This is a genomic window from Massilia sp. UBA6681, assembly GCF_002454935.1.
Lineage (GTDB): Bacteria > Pseudomonadota > Gammaproteobacteria > Burkholderiales > Burkholderiaceae_D > Telluria > Telluria varians.
The window spans coordinates 1-4,924 of sequence record NZ_DKJX01000059.1 but is presented as its reverse complement, the minus strand read 5'-3'; the positions used below and the strand labels follow the sequence as shown (position 1 = coordinate 4,924).

Genomic DNA, 4,924 nt, shown 5'->3' with positions numbered 1-4,924 from the left:
TTAAAGAACCGTTGTTCTGTTCCGCTATCGCTACGAAGCGTTGTGTTCGTCAGCAGCAGAGAAGTGAGATTATGCAGTGTTTCGCTTAACTCGTCAACCCCTCGTTCGCTTCGTTTTTAGAATTTCTCTTGAGCTTTTCATCGTAACCACTTGATTACGTTAACGTTTTTTTGCTCAAAACGAAGCGGACGCGAACTATAACAAAGCGCGCGCCCGCTTGCAAGCCCCTTTCGTCAGCGCCCCGGTAGCAGTTCGATGACCTGTCTGGCCGCCTTCTCCACCGCCTCGCGCGAGTACAGCAGCGGGAAGTACTTGCCCTCCGCCCACGGCTGCGCGAGATCGCGGTAGTGCGCACTAGCCGGGTTGCCCGACTGGCCAGGCGTGTTGATCGCCCGTGAGTTGTCCCAGTTGCCGACGTCGAGCACCATGCGGAACGACGGTCCGTGCGCCTGCCAGAAACTGTCGGGGTGGTAGCTCGACACGTTGACCGTGTAGGCGCCGCCGCCACGCGGCAAGGGCCCGACGTTCACCTGCGCCCGGGCAGCCTGGTCGAGGATCGGCGTCATCGGATGCACGAAATAGCTGAAGTGCAGCTTGCCCCATTGCCAGCGCGCCGGGTCCGGCCCGAGCAAGCTTTCCACTTCCGCCCACGCTTCTGTGAGACTGGTGAGCAGCACCTCGTTCCGCTTGCGGACCGCATCCGCACCAAAGCGCTGCTCCGGGTTTTCCAGCGACTCGAGCAGCACGCTCGCATGCGGCGCATCGAAGCTCTGCGCCGCCGCCGGCGCCAGGACCGCCTCCTTGAACGCATGACCAAGGTGGCGCGACCACCATACTTCGTACAGGGCCGCAGCCGCGGACGTGGCCTTCTCCTCGCCATCCCAGGAGGACAGCAGGCGCAAGGCCGCCTGGTTCTTCTGGTCCGGCGAGGACAGCGGCTTGAGCAGGGCCACCAGGCGGCGCGCGTTCAGCGACACCACGTCGCTCTGCAGGCGCTCCATGTCCTCCATGCTCGCCCTGGGCGTCTTCGACAGGACCTCCGCGATCCGCCGCGCGCGCGCATTGTCCGGCCATTCGAAGCCGAGCTTGTGCTCCCGGTAGGGGAATCCGGCCGGCAGGTTCATTTCGTTGGCCGAGGCGAACCAGCCCTGCTTCGGATTGAGGACGTAGGGCAGCTTGGCGCCGTCGAGGAAGCCCTGCCACTCGTAGCGGCCGTCACCCGGCACCGGCATCAAGCCGTCCCAGTTCGGACGCACGGGCGCCAGGCCACCGGCAACCCAGCCGATGTTCCCGGCCGTATCGGCGTACACCTGGTTTTCGGTCGGCGCACCCCAGCGCTCCATCGCGCGGCGGAACTGGGTGAAGTCCTGGGCCTTCATGTAGTCGATGCTGCCGAAGTAGGGAGCCATGCCGGGCGCCGTCCACGCGGTGCGGACCGCCAGCGCGCGGCGCTTGCGGGCATCCTGGTGGATCACGGGACCGTGGCGGGTGAAGCGCAGCTCGACCGTGCGTGCGGGACCGCCGCGCACCGCCACTTTTTCGCGCACCACGCGGAAGTTCTCCCAGCGGCCCTGGTAGCGGTACTGCTGCGGGTTTGCTGGATTGACTTCGTAGACGTACAGGTCTTCCTGGTCGATGCTGAAGATGGTCAGCCCGAAGGCGACCTTGCCGTTATGGCCGATCGACACGCCGGGCAGCGCCGGCTCCCCTGCCCCGATGACGTCGAGCCCGGGGGCGCTCAGGTGCACGATGTAGCGCAGCGAAGGTGCGCCATAGGCCCGATGCGGATCGTTTGCCAGGATCGGGCGGCCGGTCGTGGTGCGCGAGGGCGCGACCACCCAGTTGTTGCTGCCCTCGAGCGTCTCCTCGTTCGGGGCGCTCATGCGCGAGACCTGCAGCTTGCGCCGTTCGAAGCGCACGTTCTCGGTGGCGCGCGTGAAGACGTCGAGCGCGTCGTCGGGCAGGCAGGGGTCGAGCCCTTCGGGCACCCGCGTGGTCCATGCCGGCGACAACTGGGCGCGCACGGCATCGGCTGCCAGGCCAGCGCTGCAGACCACACGCGCGCGGGCGACTTCCTGGGTCAGGTTACGTGTCAACCCGTGGCTGCGGATGCGCACGACGTCTTCCGGCCGCCACTTCGCCGGCTTGTAGCCGAGCTGGCGGAACTCGAAAGGCAGCAGCTCCGGCCTGCGCCCGATATAGTCGATGTAGGCATTGATGCCGGCGACGAAACGGGCACTGGTCCTTTGCGCATCCTTGCCGTAGGCGGCCCATTCCGGCGCCATGCTGCCGCGGTACAGGAACAGGCGCGCCGCCCGGTCCTGCTCCACGTAGGAGGGACCGAAGACCGAGGCCAGCTCGCCCAGCCCGCGGCGGCGCCACAAGTCGATCTGGAACAGGCGGTCGCGGGCGGCGTTGAAGCCCTGGACGAAGAAGGCGTCGTCCTGGCTTGCCGCGTAGATGTGCGGCACGCCCCAGCGGTCGACCAGGATCCGCGCCGGTTGGCCCAGACCGGCGAGCTTCACCGGCTGTGCGCAGACAGGAAGCGCGGCGCCCACCAGCAGCGCCGCGCCGAGTCGAACCAGCCCCTTCACGCCGGCGTCGCCACCGCGGGCACGGCCGCCGGGGTCTTGATGCGCATGGGCGGGATCTGCCAGTAGGTGACCGCACGCCACAGCCATTCCATCGGGCCGTAGCGGAAGCGCGACAGCCACACATGGCTGAACGCGATCTGCGCCACCACCAGCACGGCCACGAACAGCATCTGGTCGAGGCGCGAGATGCCCCAGTTGCCGAAGCCATAGCCGAAGAAGAAGGTCGACGCGACCAGCGACTGCGTCAGATAGTTCGTCAGGGCCATGCGGCCGAATGGGGCCAGCACGCTCACCTTGTTCAGCGGCGAGGCGCTGTAGAGCATCAGGATCACCAGGCTGACATAGCCGATCGAGGCCGGCAGGTTGCCCAGCATTTGCAGGCCGGACGCCAGCTGGAAGCCGTCGGCGCCGCGTGATCCGGGCACCGCATGCATGGCGATGGTGGATCCCAGCACGCCCATGCCGATGCCGATCGGCAGGCCGAACATGGCCAGCTTGCGGAACAGCGGCAAATTAGCCTGCGCCTTTTCCATGATGCCCGAGCGGACGAACCAGGTACCGATCAGGAACATCGCGATCAGGATGGTCGCGAAGCCGACCTGGCCCGGCGCGTCTTCGACGAATTGCTTGGCGCGCATGTTCACGGCGTCGCTGAAGCTCCCTTTGGTGAGCACCGTGGTCTCGCGCTTGATGCGTTCTTCGCGCTCTTTCAGGTTCTTGGCCCGTTCGACCTCCTGCTCCTTCTGCTTCTTGGCTTGCTCCTTGGTGGCGACAACGGGCGGCTTCTCCGGGAAGAAGTACATCGATGCGCCGGCGCCGGTCATCATGAGGAAGGAAAAGCAGTAGATGCCGACACCGATCCGCCACGGGCGGGCCGGCTTGTCGGCGTAGTAGCGCGTGGTGAGGGTACCCAGCGTGATCAGGGCAATGCCGAGCATCGGCAGGCCGAAGCGCGCCTGCGGCGGCGTGGCGGGCAAGAACCAGGTCACGGCGCCGCCGATCGTTGCGAGCACGCCGACCAGCATCATGATGAAGGCGATGACCGGCGCTTTGCCGAGGCGTTTCATGCGCTGTTCGCCGCGCAGCCACCATGCGACGACGCCGAAGAAGGCCAGGCCGCCGGCGACGCCGAACAGCCAGTCCATGCCGGGAATGAAGCCGCCTCCGGCGCACAGGAGGATCGCGAGCAGGATCCACTTGGCGCGCCCATACAGCACGATCAAGAGGGCCGTCGCCGCGACGGCATAGCTGAACAGGATGTCGCCTGCGAACAGGAAGATGTGGTGCAAGGCGCCGAAGACCGCCAGCGCGGCGATGCGGCGCATGTAAGGGACGAGGAAGCTGCGGCCAGCGCGCTCCGCCCTGGTCAGCATGACGGCGAAGCCCATGCCGAACAGGAGGGAGAAGATGGTCCAGAATTTACCGGTGACGAAGTACTGGACGAAGTAGCTGACCCAGAAATTCGCGCCGGTGAGACCGCCCTGCATGCCCGAGCCGAGGGAGGCGGTGGCGCGGTTGAAGAACTCGACGTTCATCAGGAGAATGCCGATGAGGGCAAAGCCGCGCGCGACGTCGAGCGACTGGATGCGTTCGTCGTTTGCAACCGGCGTCAGCGCCGCCGGCACAGCTGGTCTGTCCATGCTCATCTCCTTCTGGTTTGATCCGCTGATCGTATTCCAGAGGGTCGCCGCCAAGAGGCCTCATGCGACGAAACGACGTAAATATATGACAGAACGCGTTTTAAGCACCCATTATTAATATTGCATGGCCCCTGCTGGTCACCTCGCTTGCAATTAGCTTGTGTGCGATCTATATTGGATTGATGAAAACGACTCCTTCTACACCCGTGCTGGGCGACCAGCTCTGCTTTGCACTCTACTCGACCTCCTTGGCCATGATGCGTGTGTACCGCGGACTGCTGCCGAAACTCGGTCTGACTTATCCGCAATACCTGGTGATGATGGTGTTATGGGAGCAGGACGAGCTGACCGTGTCGGATATCGGCGAGCGCCTTTTCCTGGATTCCGCCACGCTGACGCCGCTGCTGAAGCGGATGGAAGCGCAGGGCCTGGTGCAACGGGCGCGCGCCCGCGCTGACGAGCGGCAGGTGATCGTCAGCCTCACCGAGCAGGGGCAGTCCTTGCGCAAGGATGCGGCCGCGCTGATGCCGGAAATCCTGTGCGCCACCAAATGCTCGGTGGACGAGATCACCCACCTGCGTGACCAGCTGGTCGACCTGCGCAAGAACCTGAACGATAGCGCCGGGGCGTGAATCGGCGGGGCTCGCCCCGCTTTTCGTTTGGAGAAGAGTGAAGATTCGCAGTGCGAAT

3 protein-coding genes are annotated in these 4,924 nt (G+C 65.1%); 1 reads left to right on the top strand and 2 read right to left on the bottom strand.

Annotated features, from left to right (window positions below):
• Positions 1-233: 233 nt before the first annotated feature.
• A complete protein-coding gene (locus tag B2R83_RS10100; protein WP_414674388.1) occupies positions 234-2,594 on the bottom strand; it encodes a penicillin acylase family protein in 2,361 nt (786 codons plus the stop codon).
• Positions 2,591-4,234: a DUF418 domain-containing protein gene (locus B2R83_RS10095; protein ID WP_292040697.1), complete on the bottom strand. Its 1,644-nt coding sequence runs from the start codon at positions 4,232-4,234 to the stop codon at positions 2,591-2,593. Before B2R83_RS10095 ends, B2R83_RS10100 begins: the two co-directional genes overlap by 4 nt.
• A 182-nt stretch (positions 4,235-4,416) precedes the next feature.
• On the opposite strand from B2R83_RS10095, the gene B2R83_RS10090 reads away from it, so the two are divergent.
• A complete protein-coding gene (locus B2R83_RS10090; RefSeq protein WP_292040695.1) occupies positions 4,417-4,866 on the top strand; it encodes a MarR family winged helix-turn-helix transcriptional regulator in 450 nt (149 codons plus the stop codon).
• Positions 4,867-4,924: the final 58 nt, after the last annotated feature.

Coding starts and splice junctions, on each gene's coding strand:
- B2R83_RS10095 (WP_292040697.1), bottom strand. CDS start 4,234: ATGGACAGACCAGCTGTGCCGGCGGCGCTGACGCCGGTTGCAAACGAC.
- B2R83_RS10090 (WP_292040695.1), top strand. CDS start 4,417: ATGAAAACGACTCCTTCTACACCCGTGCTGGGCGACCAGCTCTGCTTT.